The 26,324-nt window shown below is 72.1% G+C and carries 21 protein-coding genes and 1 pseudogene; 5 read left to right on the plus strand and 17 right to left on the minus strand.

Translation table 11 applies throughout. The features are described 5' to 3' along the window. Positions 1-132: 132 nt before the first annotated feature. From ACFYYN_RS31980 to ACFYYN_RS32000, 5 genes are all read right to left on the minus strand, one after another. On the minus strand, positions 133-351 hold the full coding sequence (locus tag ACFYYN_RS31980; RefSeq protein WP_089224994.1) for an acyl-CoA carboxylase epsilon subunit: 219 nt from the start codon (positions 349-351) through the stop codon (positions 133-135). A gap of 16 nt (positions 352-367) precedes the next feature. After that, entirely contained in the window at positions 368-1,990 is a 1,623-nt protein-coding gene (locus ACFYYN_RS31985) for an acyl-CoA carboxylase subunit beta (protein WP_500366064.1), read from the minus strand. A gap of 167 nt (positions 1,991-2,157) precedes the next feature. Next, the gene (locus ACFYYN_RS31990) at positions 2,158-3,030 is read right to left on the minus strand and encodes an HpcH/HpaI aldolase/citrate lyase family protein (RefSeq protein ID WP_500548505.1); all 873 of its coding nucleotides are present in this window, start codon (positions 3,028-3,030) and stop codon (positions 2,158-2,160) included. Continuing rightward, entirely contained in the window at positions 3,027-4,118 is a 1,092-nt protein-coding gene (locus tag ACFYYN_RS31995) for an HpcH/HpaI aldolase/citrate lyase family protein (protein WP_500357262.1), read from the minus strand. Before ACFYYN_RS31995 ends, ACFYYN_RS31990 begins: the two co-directional genes overlap by 4 nt. A gap of 92 nt (positions 4,119-4,210) precedes the next feature. Continuing rightward, on the minus strand, positions 4,211-4,690 hold the full coding sequence (locus tag ACFYYN_RS32000) for a GNAT family N-acetyltransferase (RefSeq protein WP_500548506.1): 480 nt from the start codon (positions 4,688-4,690) through the stop codon (positions 4,211-4,213). A gap of 69 nt (positions 4,691-4,759) precedes the next feature. Here ACFYYN_RS32000 and ACFYYN_RS32005 point away from each other — a divergent pair, with 69 nt between their 5' ends. Continuing rightward, positions 4,760-5,593, plus strand: coding sequence for an MOSC domain-containing protein (locus ACFYYN_RS32005; RefSeq protein WP_500548507.1), 834 nt, complete (start codon positions 4,760-4,762; stop codon positions 5,591-5,593). A 168-nt stretch (positions 5,594-5,761) separates the two neighbouring features. Here ACFYYN_RS32005 and ACFYYN_RS32010 read toward each other — a convergent pair whose 3' ends face one another. From ACFYYN_RS32010 to ureA, 6 genes are all read right to left on the minus strand, one after another. Beyond that, entirely contained in the window at positions 5,762-6,268 is a 507-nt protein-coding gene (locus ACFYYN_RS32010) for a hypothetical protein (RefSeq protein WP_500548508.1), read from the minus strand. 214 nt (positions 6,269-6,482) lie between these two features. Then, the gene (gene cimA, locus ACFYYN_RS32015; RefSeq protein WP_500325599.1) at positions 6,483-8,087 is read right to left on the minus strand and encodes a citramalate synthase; all 1,605 of its coding nucleotides are present in this window, start codon (positions 8,085-8,087) and stop codon (positions 6,483-6,485) included. 320 nt (positions 8,088-8,407) lie between these two features. Beyond that, positions 8,408-9,022, minus strand: coding sequence for a TetR/AcrR family transcriptional regulator (locus ACFYYN_RS32020; RefSeq protein WP_500366075.1), 615 nt, complete (start codon positions 9,020-9,022; stop codon positions 8,408-8,410). Between the two features lie 16 nt (positions 9,023-9,038). Beyond that, complete coding sequence (locus ACFYYN_RS32025; RefSeq protein ID WP_500548509.1) at positions 9,039-10,082, minus strand: agmatine deiminase family protein; 1,044 nt, start codon at positions 10,080-10,082, stop codon at positions 9,039-9,041. Between the two features lie 14 nt (positions 10,083-10,096). After that, positions 10,097-11,785 carry an urease subunit alpha gene (locus tag ACFYYN_RS32030; RefSeq protein ID WP_500548510.1) on the minus strand — a complete coding sequence of 563 codons (1,689 nt, stop codon included), beginning with the start codon at positions 11,783-11,785 and terminating at the stop codon, positions 10,097-10,099. Continuing rightward, the gene (ureA, locus tag ACFYYN_RS32035) at positions 11,782-12,465 is read right to left on the minus strand and encodes an urease subunit gamma (protein ID WP_500548511.1); all 684 of its coding nucleotides are present in this window, start codon (positions 12,463-12,465) and stop codon (positions 11,782-11,784) included. The genes ACFYYN_RS32030 and ureA overlap by 4 nt, the downstream gene beginning before the upstream one ends. 155 nt (positions 12,466-12,620) lie before the next feature. Here ureA and ACFYYN_RS32040 point away from each other — a divergent pair, with 155 nt between their 5' ends. Next, positions 12,621-14,054 carry a cytosine permease gene (locus ACFYYN_RS32040; protein ID WP_500548512.1) on the plus strand — a complete coding sequence of 478 codons (1,434 nt, stop codon included), beginning with the start codon at positions 12,621-12,623 and terminating at the stop codon, positions 14,052-14,054. Between the two features lie 100 nt (positions 14,055-14,154). On the opposite strand, the gene ACFYYN_RS32045 is transcribed toward ACFYYN_RS32040, so the two are convergent. Together ACFYYN_RS32045 and ACFYYN_RS32050 are read right to left on the minus strand one after the other, a co-directional pair. Then, a complete protein-coding gene (locus ACFYYN_RS32045; RefSeq protein WP_500548513.1) occupies positions 14,155-15,243 on the minus strand; it encodes a branched-chain amino acid aminotransferase in 1,089 nt (362 codons plus the stop codon). Positions 15,244-15,451: 208 nt separating this feature from the next. Continuing rightward, a complete protein-coding gene (locus tag ACFYYN_RS32050) occupies positions 15,452-16,489 on the minus strand; it encodes a 3-isopropylmalate dehydrogenase (RefSeq protein ID WP_499514165.1) in 1,038 nt (345 codons plus the stop codon). A gap of 130 nt (positions 16,490-16,619) precedes the next feature. Between ACFYYN_RS32050 and ACFYYN_RS32055 the strand changes: the two genes are divergently transcribed. Next, positions 16,620-18,230 carry a purple acid phosphatase family protein gene (locus ACFYYN_RS32055; RefSeq protein WP_500548514.1) on the plus strand — a complete coding sequence of 537 codons (1,611 nt, stop codon included), beginning with the start codon at positions 16,620-16,622 and terminating at the stop codon, positions 18,228-18,230. 416 nt (positions 18,231-18,646) lie between these two features. On the opposite strand, the gene pruA is transcribed toward ACFYYN_RS32055, so the two are convergent. Beyond that, the gene (gene pruA, locus ACFYYN_RS32060) at positions 18,647-20,287 is read right to left on the minus strand and encodes an L-glutamate gamma-semialdehyde dehydrogenase (RefSeq protein WP_500548515.1); all 1,641 of its coding nucleotides are present in this window, start codon (positions 20,285-20,287) and stop codon (positions 18,647-18,649) included. 37 nt (positions 20,288-20,324) lie between these two features. Then, entirely contained in the window at positions 20,325-21,254 is a 930-nt protein-coding gene (locus ACFYYN_RS32065; protein WP_500325581.1) for a proline dehydrogenase family protein, read from the minus strand. Between the two features lie 142 nt (positions 21,255-21,396). Here ACFYYN_RS32065 and ACFYYN_RS32070 point away from each other — a divergent pair, with 142 nt between their 5' ends. Then, entirely contained in the window at positions 21,397-22,584 is a 1,188-nt protein-coding gene (locus ACFYYN_RS32070) for a PucR family transcriptional regulator (protein ID WP_500548516.1), read from the plus strand. A gap of 138 nt (positions 22,585-22,722) precedes the next feature. Then, a complete protein-coding gene (locus ACFYYN_RS32075) occupies positions 22,723-24,030 on the plus strand; it encodes a glycosyltransferase 87 family protein (RefSeq protein ID WP_500325577.1) in 1,308 nt (435 codons plus the stop codon). Here ACFYYN_RS32075 and serA read toward each other — a convergent pair. Both serA and ACFYYN_RS32085 read right to left on the minus strand, forming a co-directional pair. Continuing rightward, complete coding sequence (serA, locus tag ACFYYN_RS32080; protein ID WP_499514159.1) at positions 24,014-25,603, minus strand: phosphoglycerate dehydrogenase; 1,590 nt, start codon at positions 25,601-25,603, stop codon at positions 24,014-24,016. The two genes, ACFYYN_RS32075 and serA, sit on opposite strands and share 17 nt — an antisense overlap. A 253-nt stretch (positions 25,604-25,856) precedes the next feature. Further along, a pseudogene (locus ACFYYN_RS32085) lies at positions 25,857-26,324 on the minus strand (ketol-acid reductoisomerase); the annotation flags it as partial.

Here is a 26,324-nt window from a genome sequence, read left to right on the forward strand (position 1 = left end):
GCCCGGGGGGCGGGGGGGGGGGTGCCGCGCTGCCCCCCCGGGGGGGGGGCCTTGGGGGGGGGCCGCCCCCGCCCCCCGCGGGGGGCGCGCCCCCCGCGGGGGGGGCCCGCGCCGCCGTTCGGAGCCGGAGGGTCAGCTGCGCCAGCTGTGCGGCGCGCTGAAGCCGGACTGCCGCTCGAGGCGGCGCCAGCCGGCCGTGGAGCGGGGCTTGACGTAGTCGGTCGCGTCCTGGCCCTGGGCCGCCGCGCGGGCGAGCAGGACAGCGGTGAGTGCGGCCAGTTCCTCGTCGCTGGCGTGGCCGCGCTCCACGCGCACGAGCGCGGCGGAGGTGCTGTCGGCAGGAGTGCTCACGGGGTTCGTCTCTCCCTTACTGGGGCGGGTTGCCGTGCTTGCGGGACGGCAGGTCGGCGTGCTTGGTGCGCAGCATCGCGAGCGAGCGGATGAGGACCTCGCGCGTCTCGGCGGGGTCGATCACGTCGTCCACCAGGCCGCGTTCGGCGGCGTAGTAGGGGTGCATCAGCTCGGACTTGTACTCCTTCACCATGCGGGCGCGCATGGCGTCGGGGTCGTCGGCCTCGGCGATCTGGCGCCGGAAGATCACGTTGGCGGCGCCTTCGGCGCCCATGACGGCGATCTCGTTGGTCGGCCAGGCGTAGGTGAGGTCGGCGCCGATCGACTGGCTGTCCATGACGATGTAGGCACCTCCGTACGCCTTCCGCAGGATCAGCGAGATCCGCGGCACGGTCGCGTTGCAGTACGCGTACAGCAGCTTGGCGCCGTGCCGGATGATGCCACCGTGCTCCTGGTCGACGCCGGGCAGGAAGCCGGGGACGTCCAGGAGGGTGATGAGCGGGATGTTGAAGGCGTCGCACATCTGGACGAAGCGCGCGGCCTTCTCGCTGGCCTCGATGTCGAGGACGCCGGCGAGGGAGGCGGGCTGGTTGGCGATGATGCCGACGACCTGGCCGTCGAGGCGGGCCAGGGCCACGATGATGTTGGTCGCCCAGCGCTCGTGGATCTCCAGGTACTCGCCGTCGTCGACGAGCTCCTCGATGACCTGGTGCATGTCGTACGAGCGGTTGCCGTCGGCGGGGACGATGTCCAGCAGGACGTCGCCGCGCCGGTCGGCCGGGTCCGCGGCGGGGACCGACGGGGGGTTCTCGCGGTTGTTCTGCGGCAGCATCGACAGCAGGTAGCGGACCTCCTCCAGGCATGTCTGCTCGTCGTCGTACGCGAAGTGCGAGACACCGGAGACCTCGGAGTGGACGTCGGCGCCGCCGAGCCCGTTCTGGGAGATCTTCTCGCCGGTGACGGCCTGGACCACGTCCGGGCCGGTGATGAACATCTGGGAGGTCTCCCGGACCATGAACACGAAGTCGGTCAGGGCCGGGGAGTACGCGGCGCCGCCGGCGCAGGGGCCGAGCATCACGGAGATCTGCGGGATCACACCGGAGGCACGGGTGTTGCGCTGGAAGATGCCGCCGTAGCCGGCGAGCGCCGAGACGCCCTCCTGGATGCGGGCGCCGGCACCGTCGTTGAGCGAGACCAGCGGGGCTCCGGCCGAGATGGCCATGTCCATGATCTTGTGGATCTTGCTGGCGTGGGCCTCCCCCAGCGCGCCGCCGAAGATCCGGAAGTCGTGGGCGTACACGAAGACGGTCCGCCCGTGGACGGTGCCCCAGCCGGTGATGACCCCGTCGGTGTAGGGCTTCTTCGCCTCCAGGCCGAACCCGCTGGCGCGGTGCCGGCGCAGCGGCTCCACCTCGTTGAAGGAGCCCTCGTCGAGCAGCAGCTCGATGCGCTCGCGCGCGGTGAGCTTGCCCTTGGCCTTCTGGGCCTGGGTCGCCTTCTCGCTGGGGCCGAGCCGGACCTGCTCGCGGATGGCGTGCAGTTCCGCGACGCGCCCGCGGGCGTCGTTCGCCGGCTGCGCGGCCTCTTCGGCCCCTTCGGCCTCGGCGGGCTGGGTCGGCACCTCGTCCAAAACGCTCATGACATCGACCATACGAGCGGAGGGCCGTCATAATCGGCGTCGACTTCGTACAGTGTCCGGACCCGCTTCATGGAGCATCTGGACAGAACCAACACAAGAAAGGCCCCGCACGGCACGTGCGGGACCTTTTCTTTGTAGCGGTCGTCCACCCGGACGCAACGGGACCGCTACCTTCCGGATACCGCCTCGGCCAGCGCAAGGACACGCCGGGCGTCATCCACATGGAGGTTCTCGATCATCCGGCCGTCCACCGTGACCACCCCGCGGCCCTCGGCCACGGCCTCCTCGAAGGCCTCGATGATGCGCCGCGCCCTGTCGGCTTCCTCCTGCGAGGGGGCGAAGACCCTGTTGCAGATCTCCACCTGCCGGGGGTGGATGAGGGTCTTGCCGTCGAAGCCGAACTGCCGGCCCTGGACGCACTCCGCCTCGAAGCCGGTCTCGTCGGTGACGTCGTTGTAGACACCGTCCAAAATCACCTTGCCGGCCTCGCGCGCACCCAGAAGGGCGAGAGAGAGCCCGGTGAGGAGCGGGGCCCGGCCCGGGACGTGCTCGGCGTGCAGCTCCTTGGCGAGGTCGTTGGTGCCCATGACCAGTACGCGCAGCCGCTCGGAGGCCGCCGCGACGGCACGGGCGTCCAGCATCGCGCGCGGGGTCTCCACCATCGCCCAGATGGCGGTGCGGTCCGGGGCGCCGGCGGCCTCCAGGGCCCGCTCGACGGCGTGCACGGTCGCGGCCGAGTCGACCTTGGGGACGACCACGGCGTCGGGACCCGCCTCGGCGGCGGCCCGCAGATCGTCCTCGTGCCAGGGGGTGCCGGGCGAGTTCACCCGGATGGTGACCTCCCGGTACCCGTACTCCCCGGAGGCGGCGGCAGCGGCGACGCGCTTGCGGGCGTCGGCCTTGGCGTCCGGCGCGACGGAGTCCTCCAGGTCGAGGATGAGCGCGTCGGTGGGGAGGGCCTTCGCCTTCTCCAGGGCGCGCTCGTTCGCGCCGGGCATGTAGAGGACGGAGCGGCGCGGCCGCAGGATCGCGTCGGTCATCGGTTCTGCTCCTGCTCCTTGTACGCGGCCTCGTACGCCTGCGCCAGCTCCGGGTCGCGGGCGGCCAGCGCCTCCGCGAGCTCGATGACGACGTGGCACTGCTTCACCGTGGCGTCGTCCTGCATCTTGCCGTCGATCATCACCGCTCCGGTGCCGTCACCCATCGCGTCGATGACCCTGCGCGCCCAGGCGACGTCCGCCGGCGCCGGGGAGAAGACCCGCTTGGCGATGTCGATCTGCACCGGGTGCAGGCTCCACGCCCCGACGCAGCCGAGCAGGAAGGCGTTGCGGAACTGGTCCTCGCAGGCGGTGGTGTCCTTGATGTCGCCGAAGGGCCCGTAGTACGGCAGGATCCCGTGCGCGGCGCAGGCGTCGACCATGCGCGCGATCGTGTAGTGCCACAGGTCCTGCTGGAAGGTCAGCCGCGGCAGCTCCGCGTCCCCTTCCGCGCCCAGGGGGCCTTTCGGGTCCTCCCGCACGAGGTACCCCGGGTGTCCCCCGCCGACGCGGGTGGTCTTCATGCGACGGCTCGCCGCCAGGTCGGCCGGGCCGAGGGAGATGCCCTGCATCCGGGGGCTGGCCCCGGCGATCTCCTCGACGTTCGCCACGCCCGTGGCGGTCTCCAGGATCGCGTGGACCAGGATCGGCCGCTCGATGCCCGCCTTGGCCTCCAGCTGGGCGAGCAGCCGGTCGACGTAGTGGATGTCCTCGGCGCCCTCCACCTTGGGCACCATCACGACGTCGAGCTTGTGGCCGATCTCGGTGACCAGGGTCAGCAGGTCGTCCAGCGCCCACGGCGAGTCCAGGCTGTTGATCCGGGTCCACAGCTGGGTGTCCCCGAAGTCGTGGGCCTTGGCCGTGTCGACCAGCCCGGCGCGGGCGGCCTCCTTGCGGTCGGCTGAGACGGCGTCCTCCAGGTTGCCCAGCAGGACGTCCACCTTGGGGGCGATGGAGGGGACCTTCGCGGCCATCTTCTCGTTGCTCGGATCGAAGAAGTGGATCATCCGCGACGGCCGGAACGGTACTTCCCGTACGGGGGCCGGGGCCCCCACGGCCAGCGGTCGGAAGAAGTCCTTCGCGGAACGCATGCGGTCTCCCGGGGTCGAGGGTGGGGAGCGTACGGCGCTCACTTTATGATCCGCGGGACCTCCGCGTTACTGGTCGGTACGTGTGCCGTTGGTCACCGGTCGGCCACGGGCGGCAGACGGTAGGTCAGGTCGGGCTCGCCCTCCTCGTTCGCGGTGCTCTCGCTGCCGGGGACGGCCCGGAAGCCGTGCCGTTCGTAGAACGCGCGTGCCGCGGCGTTGCGCCGGAAGACGTGCAACGACAGTGGGCCGTCCGGGTGGTGGCGCACGACCTCGTCGAGCAGCCGCGAGCCGATGCCACGTCCGCGCGCGTCGGGCCGCAGGTAGAGGTGCTCCAGCCAGTCGCCGTCGAGCGCCGCGAAACCGGCCGCGGCACCGGTCGCGGCCTGCTCCGCGACCCACACCCGGCACTGCTCCAGGACGACGTTCGCGACCCACCACCGGGTCTCCTCGTCGGTGTGCAGCCGGGGCAGCCAGGGCATCGCGGCCGCCCGGGAGGCGAGGAAGACCGCGGTGAGCGCGTCCGCGTCCGCGGCCTGTCCGGGCCTGATCCGTATCGCTGTGTCATCGGTCACGCGATGACCGTACGCCGGGAGCGGGAGCGTGATCGAATGGGTTTCTCCGCCCCGGGAAGGACGAGCCCCATGACCACCGCGACCGTGCACTCGCTGACCTGCTACCCCGTCAAGGGCTGTGCCGGCGTGCCCTTGGTCGGCGTCGCCGTCGGCGCGACCGGTCTGGCCCACGACCGTACGTTCATGGTGGTCGACGCCGCCGACGGGTCCTTCCGCAGCCAGCGGGCGCTGCCCCGCATGGCCGTGGTGCACGCGGACGTCACCGACGACGGCAAGCACCTGGCGCTGTCGGCGCCCGGCGCCGGGGAACTGACGCTGGAGGTGGCGTACGAGGGGCCGCCGCGTGAGGTCGTCCTGTTCGACCGGCCGCTGGGGCCGGCGGTGGACCAGGGCGAGGAGGCCGCACGCTGGTTCTCCGAGGCGCTGAGGGCGCCCTCGCGCCTGGTGCGCGTGCGCCCGGGCTTCGACCGGGACGGCTGGGGCGAGCACCCCGGCAAGGTCAACTTCGCCGACGCCCACGCCCTCTCGGTGGCCTCGCTGGCCTCGCTCGACGACCTCAACCGGCGCATCACCGAGCGCGGCGGCACGCCCGTGCCCATGGACCGCTTCCGCCCCAACATCGTGGTCGCCGGCTGGAGCGAGCCCCACACCGAGGACCGGGTGCGGCTCATGGACGTCGGCACCGCCCGGCTCGGCTACTCCGTCCGCGCGATGCGCTGCTCCGTGCCGCTGGTCGACCAGGCGACCGGCCGTACGGCCGGCCCCGAGCCGGTGCGCACCCTGGCCGGCTACCGGCGGGAGCCGGAGTACGGCAACAAGGTGAGCTTCGCGATGAAGGCCGCGGTGCTCCGGCCGGGCACGATCGCGGTGGGCGACCCGGTGGAGGTGCGGGCCTGGGCGTGACCGCCCTCCCGGCCGGCCGAACGGAAGCCTGCCCTGGCCGCTGCTGGAGCCGGGCCGCAACGAGGTCGTGGTGCCGGAGCCCGACGGTTGCGACGCGCCCGTCGTCGAGGTGCGGGACCGCCCGCGGCCCGGCCGGGACCGGGCCGCGGGCGGCTCACCCGGCGAGGATCAGCAGCCGCCGCAGTTGTAGTACAGGACGTCCCAGTGGTTGCCCTCGTCGGCGTAGATGTTGCCCGAACCGGAGCGGTACTGGGGGGCGCCGTCACCGCGCAGGCCGATGTAGGTGAAGGCGCTGTGGATGTAGTTGGTGACGCAGCTGTTCTTGCCGTAGTCGAGCTTGTAGCCGTTCCAGTGCGAGTAGGTGCCGCTCGCGTGACCGGTCTCGGTGCCGCCGGTGATGTTCAGGGCGCAGCCGGTGGCGCCCTTCAGGGTGACCGCGCCCTGGGCGGTCGCCTGGTTGAGCTGGTCGAAGGACGTGCAGGTCGCGTTGTTGCGGTTGGAACAGCCACCTGACGAGGACCAGGTGATCCCGGCGTTGCGGAACATCGTCGTGGCCTGGGCGTGCGTCAGTTTGGTGACGGCGTAGGCGTCGCGGGACGCGGCGAGACCGACGCCGGGGGCGAACAGCACTCCGAGCGCGAGGACGAGTGCGCTCAGGACGGAGCGGATCTTCATCGGGGATTCCTCCTGCTGGTGACCGTGCTTCCGGTGGGGCGGCTGTGCAGCTGGAGCAGGTGGAGCAGGAGGAGTGTGCCCGGCGTTCTACGCGCGTATGCACGGCAGTTGGGCCGCCGTGGAAGGGGACGCGGACGCGGACACGGTTGGTGCCGGGTCCGCGTCCACGGCCGTGTCCGTGTCCGCGACCGCCGAGCTCATCGGAGGGCGGCCGTCAGTCGTTCCGGCGCGGCTCCACGCCGGCGCGCAGCAGCCCGTACGCGTACGCGTCCTCCAGGGCCTGCCAGGAGGCGGCGATGACGTTCTCGCCGACACCGACGGTGGACCACTCGCTGATGCCGTCGGAGGTGGAGACCAGTACCCGGGTGATGGACTCCGTGCCGTGCTTGCCCTCCAGGATGCGGACCTTGTAGTCCACCAGCTCCAGCTTCGCCAGCTGCGGGTAGGTCCGCTCCAGCGCCACGCGCAGCGCGCGGTCCAGCGCGTTGACCGGGCCGTTGCCCTCGGCGGTGGCGACGATGCGCTGGCCGTCGGCCCACACCTTGACCGTCGCCTCGTTGGCGTGGGTGCCGTCGGGGCGGTCCTCGACGATGGCGCGCCAGGACTCGACCCGGAAGTAGTGCAGCGGGCGGCCCTCGACCTCCTCGCGCAGCAGGAGTTCGAAGGAGGCGTCGGCGGCCTCGTAGGTGTAGCCCGCGAGTTCGCGCTCCTTGACGCGCGCCACGACCCGGCCGATCAGCTCGCGGTCGTCACCGAGGTCGATGCCGAGTTCCTTGCCCTTGAGCTCCACCGAGGCACGGCCCGCCATGTCGGAGACCAGCATGCGCATGGTGTTGCCGACCAGCTCCGGGTCGATGTGCTGGTAGAGGTCGGGATCGACCTTGATCGCCGAGGCGTGCAGCCCCGCCTTGTGGGCGAAGGCCGAGATTCCCACGTACGGCTGGTGGGTGGAGGGCGTGAGGTTGACGACCTCGGCGATGGCGTGCGAGATGCGGGTCATCTCGACGAGGGCGCCGGCGGGCAGGACCTTGCGGCCGTACTTGAGCTCCAGCGCCGCCACGACCGGGAAGAGGTTGGCGTTGCCGACCCGCTCGCCGTAGCCGTTGGCGGTGCACTGGACGTGCGTGGCGCCCGCGTCGACGGCGGCGAGGGTGTTGGCGACGGCGCAGCCGGTGTCGTCCTGGGCGTGGATCCCGAGACGCGCGCCGGTGTCGGCGAGCACGGTGCGGACGACGGCGGTGATCTGGGCGGGGAGCATCCCGCCGTTGGTGTCGCACAGGACGACGACGTCGGCGCCGGCCTCGTGGGCGGCGCGCACAACCTCCTTGGCGTACCCAGGGTTGGCCTTGTAGCCGTCGAAGAAGTGCTCGCAGTCGACGAAGACCCGGCGGCCCTGGGAGCGCAGGTAGGAGACGGTGTCCCGGACCATCTCCAGGTTCTCCTCCAGCGTGGTCCGCAGGGCCAGCTCGACGTGCCGGTCATGGGACTTGGCGACCAGGGTGATGACCGGTGCGCCCGACTCCAGAAGCGCCCTGACCTGGGGGTCCTCCGCCGCATTGCCGCCGGCGCGACGCGTGGCGCCGAAGGCCACCAGCTGGGCGTGCGACAGGTCCAGCTCGGCGGCGGCGCGGGCGAAGAACTCGGTGTCGCGCGGGTTGGCGCCGGGCCAGCCGCCCTCGATGAAGCCCACCCCGAAGTCGTCCAGGTGCCGGGCGATCGTCAGCTTGTCGGCGACGGTGAGGTTGATGCCCTCGCGCTGCGCGCCGTCGCGCAGCGTGGTGTCGAAGACGTGGAAGCTGTCGTCCAGTACGGCCGTCATGGTTCGTTCCAACTCCTGTCGGGTGAGTGGTTCCGGAGGACCGGGCTCCACTTGCCCCCATCTTCCCTCGCGCTGCACCGCCTCCGGCACGGGTGGGCCGGGAAACGAAAAGACCCCTCGCGGGTGCGAGAGGTCTGCGCGCGGGTCTGGGACACGGTGGTCGCTTCCGCGGTGGTCTGCGGTTCGGCGATCACTGAGGACCGGCGCGCCTGCTGCCGATAATCATGGCGAACGAGGGCACATCGGCAGTCTGCCACAGGACCCGCGGGCGTGGGACACGGTCTCAGGATGCGGGCACCCGGTCGGCCGCGGGCCGACCGTCAGGCGGTGGGCGCCGGGGTGAGGGCGTCGTCCAGGAACTCCTTGACGTGCTCCAAGGCCTGCTCGCGGTCCAGCCCGGGCAGCCCGATGACCAGGGGCACGCCGAAGCCGTCCAGCAGCGCCCTCAGCCGTACGGTGAAGCGCTCGGGATCCAGTGGCCGGAAGTCGCCGCGCGAGATGCCCTCGGCGAGCAGGGCGACCAGGTCGCGGTGCCAGACCAGTTCGAGATCGAGTTGTCGGCGGAGCACCTCCTCGGCGGCCGTCGTCCTGTTCCAGATCTCGGACCAGAGCGTCCATCGCGGGTCGCGGCGCCCGTCGGGCAGGTACAGGTCGATGACGGCGTCGAGCCGTTCCCGGGGAGCGGTGGGGCTGCCCAGCACCCGCCGGCGCTCGGCGGCGAGCTGCTCCTCGCTCCATTCGAGGGTCTGCAGCAGCAGCTCGTCCTTGCTGCCGAAGTAGTAGAGGACGTGGCCGCTGCTCATGCCGACCTGCCGGCCGAGGCCCGCGATGGTCAGCTCGGCCAGCCCGCGCTCGGCGATGGTCGCCATGGCGGCGGCCATCACGTCCTCGCGGGGCTGCTTGAGCCGCCGCCGAGGGCGGGCGGGTCCGGTCACGGTTCCTCCGGGGCGGTCACACCTGGGGCTGCTGCTGGGTGATGCAATGAATACCACCACCGTGGGCGAAGATCGTACGAGCGTCCACCAGCACGACCTCCCGCTGCGGGAGGAGCCGCTCGAAGACGGCCTTGTTGACCTCGTCGGCGGGGTCGTCGAAGGCGCACAGGATCACGGCGCCGTTGCAGAGGTAGTGGTTGACGTAGGAGTAGTCGACCAGCTCCCCGTCCACCTCCTGGACCTGCGGCGCGGGCAGCTCCACGACCTCCAGCGGCCGGCCCTTGGCGTCGGTGGCGGCCCGCAGCAGGGACGTGACCTCCCGGGAGACGGCGTGGTCGGGGTGGGCCGGGTCCTGCTGGCTGTGGACGACGACCACGCCGGGGCGGACGAAGGCCGCCACGATGTCGACGTGCCCGCGGGTGCCGAAGCGGCCGTAGTCGGCGGTGAGACCGCGGGGCAGCCAGATCGCCTTGCGCGTTCCGAGGAAGGCGTGGACCTCGGCTTCCACCCGCTCCCTGGTCCAGCCCGGGTTGCGGCCCGGGTCGAGCTGCACGGTCTCGGTGAGCAGCACGGTTCCCTCGCCGTCGACGTGGATGCCGCCGCCCTCGTTCACGAAGGACGTGCCGTAGCGGGTCGCGCCCGCCCGTCCGGCGACGAAGGCGCCGATCTCCGCGTCGTGCCCCCAGGCCGCCCACTCCTGGGCGCCCCAGCCGTTGAACGTCCAGTCGGCGGCCGCGAGGCGTCCGGCACCGGTCAGGAAGGTCGGGCCCATGTCCCGCATCCAGGCGTCGTCCAGCGGCGCCTCGGTGACCGTGACGTGCGCGCCGCCTGAGCCGAGCAGCTCCCGGGCGCCCGCGGCGTCCTCGGGGCGTGCCACGACGGTCACCGGCTCGAAGCGGGCGACCGTCCGGGCCACGGCGGCCCAGGCCCCGCGGGACACGGCCAGGTCCTCGGCGCCGTCGAAGGTGACGCTGGGGGACGGCCACGCCATCCAGGTGCGGGTGTGCGGGGCCCACTCGGGCGGCATCGTGTAGCCGTCGGCGGCGGGGGTGGCGGGCATGGTGCTGGTCCTTGTCACAAGAAGTAGAGACGGCTGAGCGACACCTGTTCCGCGGGCTCGGAACGCAGCGGGTCGCCGTCGAGTGTCACCAGGCCCGTCCCGCCGTCCACGTCGACCTGCCCGGTGCGGGAGTTGAGGACGAGGTCGGCCGGGCCGATGCCGCGGGTGCCGCGCACGGCGACGCGACGGCGCCGGGTGGGCATCCGGTCGTGCTCCAGCTCCAGGGCGGGGCGGGCCACGAACGCCACGGACAGGTCGGCGGCGGTCGCGCCGTGGGCCCCGAACAGCGGGCCGAGGACGAGCGGTTCGCAGGTGTCGGTGGCGGCGCCCGGGTCGCCGGTGACCCCGTACGCGGGGAAGCCGGACTTGAGCACCATCTGCGGCTTGGCGCCGAAGTACTGCGGTCGCCACAGCACGATATCGGCGAGCTTGCCGACCTCGATCGAGCCGATCTCGTGGGCGAGGCCGTGGGCGATCGCCGGGTTGATGGTGAGTTTGGCGACGTAGCGCAGCACGCGGGCGTTGTCGTCGTCCGGGCCGTCCCCCTCCAGGGGGCCGCGCTCGGACTTCATCTTCCCGGCCATGGCGAAGGTGCGGCGTACGGTCTCACCGGCGCGGCCCATGCCCTGGGCGTCGGAGGAGGTGATGCCGATCGCCCCCAGGTCGTGCAGCACGTCCTCGGCGCCCATCGTGCCGGCGCGGATGCGGTCGCGGGCCATCGCGGCGTCGCCCGGCAGGTCGGGCTTGAGGTCGTGGACGGAGACGATCATCCCGTAGTGCTCGCCGACCGCGTCGCGGCCGAACGGCAAGGTGGGGTTGGTGGAGGAGCCGATGACGTTGGGCACGCCCGCCATCTTCAGCACGTTGGGGACGTGCCCGCCGCCGCAGCCCTCGATGTGGAAGGCATGGATCGTGCGGCCCTCCAGCACGCGCAGGGTGTCCTCCACGGACAGGCACTCGTTCAGGCCGTCGCTGTGCAGGGCGACCTGGACGTCGTACTCCTCGGCCACGCGCAGCGCGGTGTCCAGGGCGCGGGTGTGGGCGCCCATGTCCTCGTGGACCTTGAAGCCGGACGCCCCGCCCTCGGCGAGCGCCTCGACCAGCGGCGCCGGGTCGGAGGACGAACCGCGGCCGAGGAAGCCGATGTTGACGGGCCAGGCGTCGAAGGAGTTGAAGGCGTGCCGCAGCGCCCAGGGCGAGTTGACGCCCACGCCCCACACGGGCCCGAACTCCTGGCCGATGATCGTGGTGACCCCGGAGGCGAGCGAGGCCTCCATGATGCGCGGGGACAGCAGGTGGACATGGGTGTCCACGGCTCCGGCGGTGGCGATCAGCCCCTCGCCGGACACGATGGAGGTGCCCGTGCCGACCACGACGTCCACCCCGTCGAGGGTGTCGGGGTTGCCGGCCCGGCCGATGGCGTGGATGCGGCCCTCGCGGATGCCGATGGACACCTTGCGGATGCCGACGGCCGCATCGATGACCAGCACGTTGCTGATCACCACGTCGCAGGTGTCGCGGACGGCGGCGGCCTTGAGCGCCAGCCCGTCGCGGGCGGTCTTGCCGAACCCGGCGAGGAACTCGTCCCCGGGCCGCTGGGAGTCCGACTCGACGCGGACCACCAGGCCCGAGTCGCCCAGCCGGACCCGGTCCCCGGCACGCGGTCCGTGCACGGCGGCGTACTCGTACGGGTCGATGCTCATGACCGCGCCCCCAGGTATCCGCACGCGGCGGCCCGCCGCAGCGCCTCCGCCTTCGCGCCGGGCGCGTCGAGCGGACCGTCGACGAGCCCGGCGAAGCCGATCACCACACGGTCGCCGCCGACCGGGACCAGCCCGACCTCCCGCGCCTCCCCCGGCCCGAAGCGCACGGAGGAACCGGCCGGCACGTGCAGCCGCATGCCGTACGCCGCCGAACGGTCGAAGTCCAGCCGGGGGTTGGCCTCGAAGAAGTGGAAGTGCGAGGTCACGCTGACCGGTACGGAGGCGGTGTTGCGCACGGCCACCAGCACCTCCGGGGGCTGCTCGGGATGGGCCGGGCCCGGCAGCACGGCGCCGGGGGCGTCCGACCCCAGCGAGCCCCCGCCGATCGGGTCCGTGACCACGGCCAGCCGCGAGCCGTCGTCGAAGACGGCCTCCACGTGGACCTCGGTGACGACGTCCGCCACGCCGGGCAGCACGTCACCGGGGCCGAGCACGGCACGGCCGGCCTCGACGGCCTCCGCGAGGCGCGCCCCGTCCCGCGCCGCCTCGCAGACCGTGTCGGCGATCAGGGCGGTGGCCTCGGGCACGTTGAGCCGCAGCCCGCGCGCCCGGCGGGCCCGGGCCAGCTCCGCGGCGCCGAACAGCAGCAGCCGGTCGCGCTCGGTCGGGGTGAGCCTCACGTCTCCGCACCTCCCACATCGACCTCCCACATCGATCACCGATTAGAGCACCACTCTAAACCTGAAAGCCACCCAGGGGAAGTATTGACCTCGGCGCAGGGTGGGAGGAAATTGAGTGGCGTTCAAACTTTCCCGGCACGGCAAGGGAGCCCGCCATGCAGATCGAACAACGCGGAGTGGACACCGTCCCCGACGAGGAACGGACCAGTCGCCCCCGCGACCTGGTCAGCATCCTGCTGGGCTCGAACCTCGCGCTGGGCGTGATCGTCTTCGGCTGGCTCCCGGTCTCGTTCGGCCTCGGCTGGTGGGCCTCCGTCACGTCCCTGCTCCTGGGCACCGTGGTCGGCACGGTGCTGGTCGCCCCGCTCGCGCTGGTCTCGCTGCGCACCGCCACCAACCTCTCCACGAGCAGCGGCGCCCACTTCGGCGTGCGCGGCCGGCTGCTCGGCTCGGTCATCGGCCTGCTGCTGTCGCTCGGCTACACCGCGCTGACCCTGTGGGTCGGCGGCGACGCCGTCGTCGGCTGCCTCGGCCGGCTCGTCGGGCTGCCGGCCGGCGGCTGGAGCTACGCCGTGGTCTACGCCCTGCTCGCGGCCTGCACCGCCACGTCCGCCGTCTTCGGCTACCGGATGCTGCTGCGGCTCAGCCGCGCGCTGTCCATAGGGCTGACGGTGCTGCTGGTCATCGGGGTCCTCGCGTACGCGGGGGACTTCACGACGGCCGCGCCCGCCGGAACGCAGTACCTGCTCGGCGGCTTCTGGCCGACCTGGCTGCTCGCCACGGTCTCGGCGGGCCTGAGCGGGCCGATCGCGTTCATCACGCTGCTGGGCGACTACACGCGCTACATATCGCCGCGCCGCTTCTCCCAGCCGCGGGTCTTCCGGGCCACCTGCGCCGGGCTCGTCGCCGGACTGCTCGTGCCCCAGCTCTTCGGCACCTTCACGGCGCTCGCGGTGGGGGCCGGCGAGGACTACGCGGGGCCGCTGGTCGCGGCGGCGCCCGCCTGGTACCTGGTGCTGCTGCTGGCCAACGCGTCGGCGGGCTCGGTGGGCAACGCGGGGCTGATGCTCTACAGCATGGGCCTGGACCTGGACGCGATCCTCCCGCGGGCGACGCGCACACAGGCGACCTACGTGGTGGCCGCGGTCTCCACCGCACTGGTCTACCTCGGGCACTTCGCCTGGGCCGCCCAGGACGCGATGACCTCGTTCGTCCTGCTGCTCACCGCCGTGGGCACCCCGTGGGCGGTCGTCACCCTCATCGGATTCGCCCGGAGCCGGGGCCGCTACGACACCGACGCCCTCCAGGTCTACAACCGGCGCAGCCGCGGCGGTCTGTACTGGTACCGCGGCGGCTGGAACGTGCAGGCCACGCTCGCCTGGGCGGCGGGGTCCGCCATCGGGCTGCTCGCCGTCGACACCCCGGCCTACAGCGGACCCCTGCTGTCCGTGACCGGCGGGATCGACCTCAGCTTCCTGATATCGGGTGCCGTCACGGCCGCGGTGTACCTCGTGCTCAACGCGGGCCGCCCGCACCCCGTGCCGCCGGCGCCGACCCCGGAACGGGTCGCGGTCACGGTCACCGTGTGAGGCGGGGCCGCTCCCCCGCCCGGCCCCGCCGTCGCACGGACAGCGGTGCGGCGCCGCCCGGGTCCTGCCCGACGCGGCGCCCTACGGGGGCGGTGGGCGGTCAGCCGCCCAGAGGGTGCATCCAGCCGTGGGTGTCGGGGGTCTGGCCGGTCTGGATGTCGAGCAGCGCCTTGCGCAGCTTCATGGTCACCTCGCCCGGCTCGCCGTCGCCGACGGTCCAGTCCGCGCGGGTGGACTTCACGGAACCGACCGGCGTGATGACGGCCGCGGTGCCGCAGGCGAAGACCTCGGTCAGCGATCCGTCCGCGTTGCCGTTCTTCCAGTCGTCCACGCAGATCCGCCCCTCGCGGACCTCGTAGCCGAGGTCGGCGGCGATGCGCAGCAGCGAGGCGCGGGTGATGCCGGGGAGGAGGGAGCCGGTGAGCTCGGGGGTGACGATCGTGTCCCCGTACACGAAGTACAGGTTCATGCCGCCCATCTCCTCGATCCAGCGGCGCTCGATCGCGTCGAGCCACACGACCTGGTCGCAGCCGTGCTCGATGGCCTGGGCCTGGGCGACCAGCGACGCGGCGTAGTTGCCGCCGGCCTTCGCGGCGCCGGTGCCGCCGGGCGCGGCACGGACGTACTCCTCGGAGAGCCAGACGGAGACCGGCTTGACGCCACCGGGGAAGTAGGCCCCGGCTGGGGAGGCGATGACCATGAACAGGTACTCGTTGGCCGGCCTGACGCCGAGACCGACCTCGGTGGCGAACATGAAGGGGCGCAGGTACAGCGACTGCTCACCTTGGCTCGGCACCCACGCCTCGTCCTGGGTGACGAGCGCGTCGACGGCGGCGAGGAAGGTCTCGACGGGCAGCTCGGGCATGGCCAGGCGGCGGGCGGAGGCCTGGAAGCGCTCGGCGTTGGCCTCGGGACGGAAGGTGGCGACGGACCCGTCGGGCTGACGGTAGGCCTTGAGACCCTCGAAGATCGTCTGCGCGTAGTGCAGCGTCATGTTCGCGGGGTCGATGGAGAGCGGCGCGTACGGGACGAGCTCCGCGTCGTGCCAGCCACGGCCCTCGGTCCACCGGATCGTCACCATGTGGTCGGTGAAGTGGCGGCCGAAGCCGGGGTTGGCGAGGATCGCCTCGCGCTGCGCGGCGGGCAGCGGGCGCGAGGAGGGCTTGAGCTCGATCGTGGGCGTCGTCATCTGTCGTGTCCTTCGCGTCAGGGTCAGGGCGGACCGCACCCGCCGTCCCGAGGTGCTAGGACGTCCGAGTTTCCCCTCGCACAGCGGCCCCACCGCTGATTATCGCAGCGGCGGGGCCGGAGACGTACATGCGCGGCCCGAGAGGTCAGGGTCAGTCGTGGAGCGGTCACTGACCGGCCGGGCCGACTGGCGGAGGCCAACCCGGCGGTCAGCCGGCTACTCGCGCGGCGAGCGCGTCGCCGATCTCGGAAGTGCTGCGCGTCCCGGAGCGCTCGGCGAGGTCCGCGGCCACGGCGGCCTCGATCCGCTCGGCCTCGGCGGTGTAACCGAGATGCCGCAGCAGCATGCCGACCGAGAGCACGGTGGCGGTCGGGTCGGCCTTGCCCTGGCCGGCGATGTCCGGGGCGGAGCCGTGCACCGGCTCGAACATCGACGGGAACGCACCGCCCGGGTTGATGTTGCCGCTGGCGGCGAGGCCGATGCCTCCGGTCACCGCGGCGGCCAGGTCGGTGAGGATGTCACCGAAGAGGTTGTCGGTGACGATCACGTCGAAGCGCTCGGGCTGGGTGACGAAGAAGATCGTCGCGGCGTCCACGTGCAGGTAGTCGGTGGTGACCTCGGGGTACTCCTCGCCGACCTTGTCGAAGATGTTCTTCCACAGGTGGCCGGCGTGCACGAGGACGTTGTTCTTGTGGACCAGCGTCAGCTTCCTGCGGGGGCGCGCCTGGGCGCGGGCGTAGGCGTCGCGCACCACGCGCTCGATGCCGAACGCCGTGTTGAGGCTGACCTCGGTGGCCACCTCCTGCGGCGTACCGGTGCGCAGGGAGCCGCCGTTGCCGACGTACGGGCCCTCGGTGCCCTCGCGGACGACGACGAAGTCGATGCTCGGCTCGCCGGCCAGCGGACCCTTCACACCCGGGAAGAGCCGGGAGGGCCGCAGGTTGACGTGGTGGTCGAAGGCGAAGCGGAGCTTCAGCAGCAGCCCGCGCTCCAGGACGCCCGAGGGCACCGACGGGTCGCCGACCGCGCCGAGCAGGATCGCGTCGTGGGCCTTGAGCTGTTCCAGCTCCGCGTCCGGCAGGGTCTCGCCGGTCTCGTGCCAGCGCTTGGCGCCGAGGCTGTACTCCTTGGTCTCCAGCTTCACGTCCTGCGGAAGGACGGCGGACAGGACCTTCAGGCCCTCGGCCACCACCTCCTGGCCGATTCCGTCGCCGGGGATCACTGCGAGACTGATGCTGCGAGACATGGCGAGAACCCTACTCCGCCGTCCATGGAATGACACATGATGTCCGCATGGCGGACGCCTCCTGTACGCGCCAGGTGCTGTTCACCCGTATGACCGCGCTGAGTTGGCGGCGGAAGGGAATTCCCTGTCCATGGACACTCCACGCATGGGAATCGACGAGGACCTCGCCGGCCGTCTGAGCATGGCGGAGCAGCATGCCTGGCTGCGGGAGCGGCACTCCCGCAGACGGGTGATCCGGGGCGGTGTCGCGGTCGCCGGGACCGTCGCCGGGGCCGGTGTGCTGGGCGCGTCGGCGTACGCCGGGAGGGAGCCGGCCGCCGCGCCGGCGCGCTTCCCCGCGGTGCCCGCCCCGCCGGCCGCGGTCCACGTGGACGGTGCCCTGGTGGCCCCGTTCGGCCGGCACCTGGCCTTCGGCGCCGACCCCGGGACCCAGATGCGCGTCTCCTGGCAGGTGCCGCTGCCGGTGCGGGGGCCGTTCGTCCGGGTGGGGCTGCGGCCCTGGGACCTCGGGCAGCGGATCGAGGCCGAGGTGCGCCCGCTGCACACGGCAGCGCTCGGCAAGGAACTGCCCGCGGTGGAGCAGTACTACCTGCACGCGGCGCTCGACAGGCTACGCCCCGGCACCACGTACTACTACGGCGTGGGACACCAGGGTTTCGACCCCGCGTCGGCGCCCGCCTACGCGACGATCGGCTCCTTCGCCACCGCCCCGGACCCCGGGCAGCGCAGGTCGTTTGTGTTCACGGCCTTCGGCGACCAGGGTGTCAGCTACCACGCCCTGGCCAACGACAGTCTGATCCTGGCTCAGAACCCCGCGTTCCACCTGCACGCGGGCGACATCTGCTACGCCGACGACTCGGGCCGGGGGACGGAGGGCGACACCTACGACGCGCGCGTGTGGGACCAGTTCCTCGCCCAGACCGAGAGCGTCGCCTCACGCGTCCCGTGGATGGTCGCGCTCGGCAACCACGACATGGAGGCCTGGTACTCCCCCAACGGCTACGGCGGCCAGGAGGCCCGCTGGTCGCTGCCGGGCAACGGCCCGGACCCGGCGCGGCTCCCCGGCGTCTACTCCTTCGGCTACGGCAACGTGGCCGTCGTGGCGCTGGACGCCAACGACGTGTCGTACGAGATCCCGGCCAACCACGGGATCAGCGGCGGCCGGCAGACCGCCTGGCTGGACCGCCGGCTGGGCGAACTGCGGGCCCGGCGCGGCGTCGACTTCGTCGTCGTCTTCTTCCACCACTGCGCCTACTCGACCACCAGCGCGCACGCCTCCGAGGGCGGGGTGCGCGAGGCCTGGGTGCCGCTCTTCGAGAAGCACCGAGTCGACCTGGTGGTCAACGGGCACAACCACGTCTACGAGCGCACCGACGCCGTGCTCCGCGACGCCGTGGGCAAGGACGTCCCCGTCGGGGCGACCACGCACCCCGAGCGCGACGGCATCGTCTACGTCACGGCGGGCGGCGCCGGGAAGAGCCTGTACGCCTTCCCGGTGTCGGACAGCCACGAAGGGCACGTCAAGGACCTGGACGGCGTGGAGACCTACCACTGGGTGAAAGGTGCCCACAAGGTCACGGAGACGGTGGAGTGGTCACGCGTCCGCTACACCGGCCACTCGTTCCTGACCGTGGAGTCGCAGCCCGCGCCGCCCGGTGGGACGGCGCGGCTGGTCGTCTCGGCGCTCGCCGAGAACGGCAGACGGATCGATCACTTCACCATCGCGCGGACGGCCAGGTAGGCCAGGCGTCGCAGACGGCGGAGGGGATGGGGAACGGAGTGGCCGGTCAACGCGGCTCGTGTCCCGTCGATCCGCCGTTGTCACGGCGGTCCAGGGCGCGCTGGAGGGCTTCGGCGGCGTTCTTGCGGGCGGTCTCGTCCATGGTGAACAGCTCCCGGAGAAGAAGAGAGGGTTGTGTCGCCATAGAACGGGGCGGGGAGCGGCGCTGCAGGGGGTGACCTGCCACAGGTGCACGGCTGTCCGCCGGTCGCTGGTGGAGCGAGACGTTCGGCTCCTACAAAGCTAGGACAGCTCCGCCGATCTGTCTCCACAATTACTCGGACTTCCTACTATCTGAGACGGCGAAGGCCCGGCACCCCACGGAATCGGGGGTACCGGGCCCTGCCCCTTGCGGGCTCGTCCGGGTGACGCGGAGGTCAGCCCATGTGCGGGTAGCGGTAGTCGGTCGGGGGCACCAGGGCCTCCTTGATCGACCGGGTCGACGTCCAGCGCATCAGGTTCTGCGCGGCACCCGCCTTGTCGTTGGTGCCGGAGGCACGGCCGCCGCCGAACGGCTGCTGGCCGACCACGGCGCCGGTGGACTTGTCGTTGATGTAGAAGTTGCCCGCGGCGAAGCGCAGCCGCTCCATGACGTGGGCGACCGCGGCGCGGTCACGGGCGACGACCGAGCCGGTCAGCGCGTACGCGGCGACCGATTCCATCTGGGTCAGCATCGCCTCGAAGGCGCCCTCGTCGGCGTCGTCGTAGACGTGGACGCCGAGCACCGGGCCGAAGTACTCCTCGCGGAAGATCTCGTTCTCCGGGTCGGAGCAGACCAGCACGGTCGGCCGGACGAAGTAGCCGACGCTGTCGTCGTAGGTGCCGCCGGCGACGACCTCGACGGTCGGGTCGGCCTTGGCGCGGTCGATGGCGGCCTTGTTCTTGGCGAAGGCGCGCTCGTCGATCACGGCGCCGATGAAGTTCGACAGGTCGGTGACGTCACCCATGGTGAGGCCGTCGACCTCGGCCGCGAACTCCTCCTTGAAGCCGTTCTCCCACAGGGAGCGCGGGATGTAGGCGCGGGAGGTGGCGGAGCACTTCTGGCCCTGGTACTCGAAGGAGCCGCGGGTCAGCGCGGTCTTCAGCACCGCCGGGTCGGCCGAGGGGTGGGCGACGACGAAGTCCTTGCCGCCGGTCTCGCCGACGATCCGCGGGTAGGAGCGGTACTTGTCGATGTTGTTGCCGACCGTCCGCCACAGGTGCTGGAAGGTCCGGGTGGAACCGGTGAAGTGGATGCCGGCCAGGTCCGGGTGCTCCAGGGCGACCTCGGAGACGGCGACGCCGTCGCCTGTGACCAGGTTGATGACGCCCTTGGGCAGCCCGGCCTCCTCCAGCAGCTCCATCAGCAGCACGGCGGCGTGCGTCTGGGTCGGGGAGGGCTTCCACACCACCACGTTGCCCATGAGGGCCGGTGCGGTCGGCAGGTTGCCGGCGATCGCGGTGAAGTTGAAGGGCGTGATCGCGTAGACGAAGCCCTCGAGCGGGCGGTGGTCGAGGCGGTTCCACACACCCGGGGAGTTGGCGATCGGCTGCTCCGCCAGGATCTGGCGGGCGAAGTGCACGTTGAAGCGCCAGAAGTCGACCAGCTCGCAGGGGCTGTCGATCTCCGCCTGCTGGGCGGTCTTGGACTGGCCGAGCATCGTGGAGGCGGCGATCGTCTCGCGCCAGGGGCCGGCCAGCAGGTCGGCGGCGCGCAGGATGATGGCGGCGCGGTCGTCGAAGGACATGGCGCGCCAGGCCGGGGCGGCGGTCAGCGCGGCGTCGATCGCCTCGCGGGCGTCGTCCTGCGTGGCGTTGGCGTAGGTGCCGAGGCGGGCGCCGTGGTTGTGCGGCTGCACGACGTCGAAGCGCTCGCCGCCGCCCATCCGCCGCACGCCGCCGATGGTCATCGGCAGCTCCACCGGGTTCCCGGCCAGCTCCTTCAGCTTCGCCTCGAGCCGGGCCCGCTCCGGGCTCCCCGGGGCGTAGGAGTGCACCGGCTCGTTCACCGGGGCGGGGACCTGGGTCACAGCGTCCATGGAAGACATCTCCTTGTGTCCTTGTGGGGTCGTGGGCTCAGCGGGTGGGGAGGAAGGACCGCAGGAAGAAGGCCAGGTTCGCCGGCCGCTCCGCGAGGCGCCGCATGAAGTACCCGTACCAGTCTGCGCCGTACGGGACGTAGATGCGCATGCGCTCGCCCTCGTCGGCCAGGCGCCGCTGCTCGGCGGTGCGGATGCCGTACAGCATCTGGAACTCGTACGAGCCCTGCTTGCGGCCGTGCCGGTGCGCGAGCTCCTGGGCGATGGAGATCAGCCGCGGGTCGTGGGAGCCGATCATCGGGTAGCCCTCGCCCGCCATCAGGATCTTCAGGCAGCGCACGTAGGCGCGGTCGACCTCGGCCTTGTCCTGGTGGGCGACGGTGGCGGGCTCCTTGTAGGCGCCCTTGACCAGGCGCACGCGGGAGCCGGCGACGGCGAGGGCGCGGGCGTCCTCCTCCGTGCGGAAGAGGTACGACTGCAGGACGGCGCCGGTGCCGGGGTGGCGCAGGCGCAGGTCGGCGAGGATCGCGAGGGTGGAGTCGACCGTGGTGTGGTCCTCCATGTCGAGCGTGACGGTGGTGCCGATCTCGCTCGCCAGGTCGGCGACGGGGCGGACGTTCTCCAGTGCGATGTCGTGGCCGCCGGCCGGCAGGGCCTGCCCGAAGGCCGACAGCTTGACGGAGACCTCGGCGCGGGTGCCCAGGCCCTCGGCCTTCAGCGCCTCCAGCAACCGCAGGTAGGCGTCACGGGTCGCGAGCGCGGTCGCCTTGTCGGTGACGTCCTCACCCAGGTGGTCGAGCGTGACCTCCAGGCCGGAGGCGGTCAGCGACCGCACGGTCTCCATCGCGGGCGCCAGCTCGTCACCCGCGATGAAGCGGTTCACCACGGGGCGGGTGATCGGCGCGCCCGCGACGACGCGGCGCATACGGTCGCTGCGCGAGGCGGCGAGCAGCACGGGACCCAGCACGGTCTCCTCCTGGAGGAAGGGCTGCCCAGGGGGCAGGCAGCGTCGCCGTGAAATCTAGGATCCACCTACCCCGCCCACCATCGACAGCTGTCACGCATCCGATCGGCATCCCTCATACAGATGTATGAGGGAGAATGGCGGCGTGCGCGGTGACTACCAGGAGCTGGTCGACGAGGTCTCGGCGCTGCTCGGCGCCCCCGCGACCCTGGAGGACCGCGACTTCCGGCTGATCGCCTTCGGCGCGCACGACAGCGACGACGACGGTGCCATGGACCCGGTGCGGACCCGGTCGATCCTCACCCGCCGCTCCACCGCCGAGGTCCGCTCCTGGTTCGAGCGCTTCGGCATCGCCCGCGCGACGGCCCCGGTCCGCATCCCCGCCGCCCCCGACGCCGGGGTGTTCCGGCCCCGGCTGTGCCTGCCGGTGCGGCACGGCGGCGTCGTCCACGGCTACGTGTGGCTGCTGGACACCAGCGGGTACACCGACGCCCAGCTGGCCGCCGCCATGGCGGTCGCCGCCCGCATCGGCGCGCTGCTGGCCGCCGAGTCCCGCGCGGGCGCCGACGCCGGCCGGACGCTGGGCGATCTCATCGGCTCCGCCCCCGGGCCCGGCCGCACGGCCGCCCGCGAGGCGTTGCGGGCCGCGCTCGGCCCGGACGCGGACGAGGCGCACGCGGTGGTGTGCGTCCTGCCCTGGCCGGGTGGCGAGGACGGCGACGCCCCGGGACCGCGCGGTGTGCCGGGCGCCGCCGCGCTGTGCGTGGTGCCGCCGCGGGAGACCGCGGGCGAGCCGCACCGGGAGCCCCCGGTCGCGGCGCTCGCCGCCCTGGTGCGGCTGCGCTCGGCGACGATGTCGGGGCCCGCGCTCACGGCGGCCGCACGGCTGATGGAGGGCAACGGCCAGGCGGCGGAGCCGGGCGCGCGGGCCGGCATCAGCGCCCCGCGCCAGGGACTCGCCGAACTGCCCGAGGCATGGCACGAGGCCGTCTCCGCGGCCCGCGCCGCCCGCGCCCAGCCCCGTCTCGGGCGCACGGCGGAGTGGGACGCGATCGGCCCCTACCGGATGCTGGCCGCGCTGCCCACCGGGGCGGTGGACCCGGCGGTGCGCCCGCTGCTGGAGCCCTCGCACGCCGACCTCGCACGGACCGCCGAGGTGTACCTCGACCGTGCGGGGCAGGCCGGGCGCGCCGCCGCGGAGCTGCGGATACACCGCCAGACGCTCTACTACCGGCTGTCCCGCGTCGAGCGGCTGACCGGCCTCGACCTCGACGACGGGGAGGACCGGCTGCTGCTCCACATAGCCCTCAAGACGGCCGGGCTCGGGGACTGATGGGACTGTTGCCGACCCGAGGGGGCACAAGTAACGTGGCGCGAGGCCGTTGGGGGGCTTGATCAACACGCGCAGGACGCGGGCGACCCGCGCGTCCCGCGCGGACACCGCGGAGCGAAACAAGGGGATCGGGAGCCGGTGACTCATTCCACGGAGGCCCACGGACGCGAACGCCCGGCGCTGTGGAGGACGCCGCCGGCCGTCCCCGGCAGACCGCGCCCCGACCGCAGACTGCTCCTGGCCGGGCTGCTGCTGGTCGTGTCGCTGGCCGCCTTCACCGCGCTGTGCCTGTCGATGCCCGTGCCCATGGCCGACATGCAGGTCTACCGGGCCGAGGGCGCGGCCGCCGTCGACGGCACCGACCTGTACGGCTTCACCGTCACCGAGTGGAAGCTGCCCGCGACCTATCCGCCCTTCGCCGCGCTGCTGTTCGTACCGACGACGTGGCTGCCCGTACCCCTGCTGAAGCTGGCCTTCATGGGCGGCAACCTGCTGCTGCTCGGGCTGCTCGCGCACCTGTCCTGCCGGGCGACGGGGTGGCCGCGCGCCCGTGGCTCGCGCTGGGTGGTGGTGCTCCTGGCGATGGCCCTCGGGCTGTGGCTCGAGCCGGTCTTCCAGACGATGCTGTACGGCCAGATCAACCTGCTGCTCACGGTGCTGGTGCTGTGGGACCTGAGCAGGCCGGACGGCGCACGCGGCAAGGGCATCGCGATCGGTGTGGCGGCCGGCATCAAGCTCACCCCGGCGATCTTCGCCGTCTACCTGCTGCTGACCGGCCGGCGCAAGGAGGCCGCGGTCGCCGCCGCCGCCTTCGCCGGCACCACGCTGCTGGGTGCGCTCGCGCTGCCCGGCGCGAGCGTCGACTACTGGACCCGCTGCCTGTTCGACACCAGCCGGATCGGCAAGGTCTGGATCGTCGACAACCAGTCCCTGCAGGGCCTCGTCGCCCGGATGCTGCACACCGCCCACCCAGGCGCCGTGTGGGCGGTCGCCGCGCTCGTGGTGGCCTGCGCGGGGCTCGCGGTCTCGGTGCGGATGGGCCGGCTGGGCCGGGAGGCCTGGGGCGTGGTGTGCTGCGCGGTGACGGCGCTGCTCATCACCCCGATCAGCTGGTCGCACCACTGGGTGTGGTGCGTGCCGATGCTGATCCTGCTCGCCGCCGAAGCGCCGCGCTGGGCGCTGCGGGTGGCCGCTGTGGCCTTCCTGGCGCGCACGCTGTGGATCGTGCCGAAGGCCGGTGACCTCGATCTGCACCTGGCGTGGTGGCTGCAGCCCTTCGCCTCCCCGTACCCCGTGCTGGGCCTGGTCTTCCTTGCGGCGGTGGCGCTGCGCTTCCGGCCCGGCTCCCCCGCGGTGGCGGCGCTGACGGCGAAGGGGCGGCCGTCCCGGATCGCCCGGGTCGGCCGCCCCCAGCGGAGCGAACCGGCCGTCAGTCCTCGAGATTGACCGCGCGGGCCGAGCTCGCGCCGATCTCCTCGGCGATCTCGGCCAGCACCGGCGCCGGGATGGCGGTGTCGACGGTCAGCGCGACCAGCGCCTCCCCGCCGGCCTGGTCACGGGCGACCTGCATGCCCGCGATGTTGACGCCGGCGTCGCCCAGGATGCGGCCGATGGTGCCGACGACGCCGGGACGGTCGGTGTAGCGCAGGAAGCCCATGTGGTCGGCGAAGACCAGGTCCACGTCGTCGTCGCCGACGGCGACGATCTTCTGGATGTGCTTGGGGCCCGCCAGCGTGCCGGAGACGGCCACCTCGGTGCCGTCGGAGAGGGTGCCCCGCACGGTGACCAGGTTGCGGTGGTCGGGCGACTCGCTGCTGGTGGTGAGGCGGACCTCGACCCCGCGCTCCTGCGCGAAGAGCGGGGCGTTGACGTAGCTGACGGTCTCGTCGACCACGTCCTCGAAGACGCCCTTGAGGGCGGAGAGCTCCAGCACCTTCACGTCGTGCTGGGTGATCTCGCCGCGCACCTCGACGTCGAGGCGGACCGCGACCTCGCCCGCGAGGGCGGTGAAGATCCGGCCGAGCTTCTCGGCGAGCGGCAGGCCCGGGCGGACGTCCTCGGCGATGACACCGCCCTGGACGTTGACCGCGTCCGGCACCAGCTCACCGGCGAGCGCCAGGCGCACGGAGCGGGCGACGGAGATACCGGCCTTCTCCTGGGCCTCGTCGGTGGAGGCGCCCAGGTGCGGGGTGGCCACGACGTTGTCGAACTGGAAGAGCGGCGAGTCCGTGCACGGCTCCTTGGCGTACACGTCCAGGCCGGCGCCGCCGACCCGGCCCTCCTTGAGCGCCGCGGACAGCGCCTCCTCGTCCACGATGCCGCCGCGGGCGGCGTTGACGATGCGGACGTGCGGCTTGACCTTGCGCAGCGCCTCCTCGCCGATCAGGCCCACGGTCTCCGGGGTCTTGGGCAGGTGCACGGTGATGAAGTCGGAGACCTGCAGCAGCTCGTCGAGGCTGAGGATCTTCACGCCCATCTGGGCAGCGCGCGCGGGCTGGATGTAGGGGTCGTACGCGACGATCTTCATCCCGAAGGCCGACATGCGCTGCGCCACCAGGGCGCCGATGCGGCCGAGGCCGACCACGCCGAGGGTCTTCTCGGCGAGCTCGACGCCGGTGTACTTGTTGCGCTTCCACTCGCCCTGCTTCAGGGCCGCGTTCGCCGGGGCGATGTTGCGGGCCACGGCGATCAGCAGGCCGCACGCCAGCTCGGCGGCGGTGACGATGTTGGAGGTCGGGGCGTTGACGACCATCACGCCGGCCTTGGTGGCCGCGGAGACGTCCACGTTGTCCAGGCCGACGCCCGCGCGGGCCACGACCTTGAGCTTGGAGGCTGCGGCGATGGCCTCGGCGTCCACCTTGGTGGCGCTGCGGATCAGGATGGCGTCGGCGTCGGCGATCGCGCTCAGGAGTTCTCCCCGGTCGGCGCCGTTGCAGTGCCGGATCTCGAAGTCCGGCCCGAGGGCGTCAACGGTGGCGGGCGACAGCTCTTCAGCGATGAGTACGACGGGGTTGCTCACGTGAGTCCTCACTAGTCCCTGGTCTACGGCCGCGTCCCGACGGCCGAAGGCGGTGGAGAGGGATGGCATGCCGCGTGGAAGACGCACGACGCTGTGAGCCTGACGCGCTTGTTAATGGAGTGTATCGGCGGCGGGCCCGGCATCCTGCGACAACGTGGAAGGATCACCCGCACGAGGGTGTACGGGGTGGCCAAAGCCGCCGGTCCCGGGGGCGCGGCGCCCCCGGGACCGTTCCGACCGCGGTGCGGAGGAGTTACGCCTCCTCGTCCACCCAGCTCATGAGCTTGCGGAGCTTCTTGCCGGTGGTCTCCAGCAGGTGGTTCTCGTCGGCCTTCTTGTACTCGTTGTACCGGGGCAGGCCGGCGTTGTACTCGGCGATCCAGTTGTTGGCGAACGAGCCGTCCTGGATCTCACCGAGGATCTTCTTCATCTCGGCCTTGGTGGCGTCGGTGATGATGCGCGGACCGGTGACGTAGTCACCCCACTCGGCGGTCTCCGAGATCGACCAGCGCATCTTCTCCAGACCGCCCTCGTACATCAGGTCCACGATGAGCTTCAGCTCGTGCAGGCACTCGAAGTACGCGATCTCCGGCTGGTAACCGGCCTCGGTCAGCGTCTCGAAACCCGCCTTGACCAGCGCCGCCGTACCACCGCACAGCACCGCCTGCTCACCGAACAGGTCGGTCTCGGTCTCCTCGGTGAACGTCGTCTTGATGACACC

It is taken from the genome of Streptomyces sp. NPDC001902 (assembly GCF_042891295.1).
In the GTDB taxonomy this organism is placed as follows: domain Bacteria; phylum Actinomycetota; class Actinomycetes; order Streptomycetales; family Streptomycetaceae; genus Actinacidiphila.

Excerpts from the sequence above, each read along its gene's own strand:
- ACFYYN_RS32030 (WP_500548510.1), bottom strand. The coding sequence starts at position 11,785 with ATGAGCATCGACCCGTACGAGTACGCCGCCGTGCACGGACCGCGTGCC.
- ACFYYN_RS32050 (WP_499514165.1), bottom strand. The coding sequence starts at position 16,489 with ATGTCTCGCAGCATCAGTCTCGCAGTGATCCCCGGCGACGGAATCGGC.
- ACFYYN_RS31995 (WP_500357262.1), bottom strand. The coding sequence starts at position 4,118 with ATGCGTTCCGCGAAGGACTTCTTCCGACCGCTGGCCGTGGGGGCCCCG.
- pruA (WP_500548515.1), bottom strand. The coding sequence starts at position 20,287 with ATGGACGCTGTGACCCAGGTCCCCGCCCCGGTGAACGAGCCGGTGCAC.
- ACFYYN_RS31990 (WP_500548505.1), bottom strand. The coding sequence starts at position 3,030 with ATGACCGACGCGATCCTGCGGCCGCGCCGCTCCGTCCTCTACATGCCC.
- ACFYYN_RS32025 (WP_500548509.1), bottom strand. The coding sequence starts at position 10,082 with ATGCCCGCCACCCCCGCCGCCGACGGCTACACGATGCCGCCCGAGTGG.
- ACFYYN_RS31985 (WP_500366064.1), bottom strand. The coding sequence starts at position 1,990 with ATGAGCGTTTTGGACGAGGTGCCGACCCAGCCCGCCGAGGCCGAAGGG.
- cimA (WP_500325599.1), bottom strand. The coding sequence starts at position 8,087 with ATGACGGCCGTACTGGACGACAGCTTCCACGTCTTCGACACCACGCTG.
- ACFYYN_RS32040 (WP_500548512.1), top strand. The coding sequence starts at position 12,621 with ATGCAGATCGAACAACGCGGAGTGGACACCGTCCCCGACGAGGAACGG.
- ACFYYN_RS32010 (WP_500548508.1), bottom strand. The coding sequence starts at position 6,268 with ATGAAGATCCGCTCCGTCCTGAGCGCACTCGTCCTCGCGCTCGGAGTG.
- ACFYYN_RS32045 (WP_500548513.1), bottom strand. The coding sequence starts at position 15,243 with ATGACGACGCCCACGATCGAGCTCAAGCCCTCCTCGCGCCCGCTGCCC.
- ACFYYN_RS32055 (WP_500548514.1), top strand. The coding sequence starts at position 16,620 with ATGGACACTCCACGCATGGGAATCGACGAGGACCTCGCCGGCCGTCTG.
- ACFYYN_RS32005 (WP_500548507.1), top strand. The coding sequence starts at position 4,760 with ATGACCACCGCGACCGTGCACTCGCTGACCTGCTACCCCGTCAAGGGC.